The 310-nt window shown below is 47.7% G+C and carries 1 tRNA gene and 1 rRNA gene; both read right to left on the bottom strand.

What is annotated here, in order from left to right:
* Positions 1–3: 3 nt before the first annotated feature.
* Positions 4–78 (bottom strand) — tRNA-Asn (locus tag TR08_RS24185).
* Between the two features lie 149 nt (positions 79–227).
* Positions 228–310, bottom strand: a 5S ribosomal RNA gene (gene rrf, locus TR08_RS34215); the annotation flags it as partial.

Genomic DNA, 310 nt, shown 5'->3' with positions numbered 1-310 from the left:
AAATGGCTCCGCAGGTAGGACTCGAACCTACGACCGATCGGTTAACAGCCGATAGCTCTACCACTGAGCTACTGCGGAATAATAATATTAGTTTCCTAAACCTTGTTTACTTACGTGTGTCCCCACCTCAGAAAGTAACTCAAGGAGCTGCTCGGTGTGTACAACTCGCAGCATATTCATGATGAAATGCTCGTCTCTACCACTGAGCTACTGCGAAAAAATATAAAGCCTGGCAACGTCCTACTCTCACAGGGACAAAGTCCCAACTACCATCGGCGCTGAGAAGCTTAACTTCCGTGTTCGGTATGGG

Origin of the sequence: Neobacillus niacini, from assembly GCF_000759675.1 — a bacterium.
GTDB classification, from domain to species: Bacteria; Bacillota; Bacilli; order Bacillales; family Cytobacillaceae; genus Neobacillus; species Neobacillus niacini_A.
The sequence above is the reverse complement of the archived record's forward strand: the minus strand, read 5'-3'. Positions and strand labels throughout refer to the sequence as shown.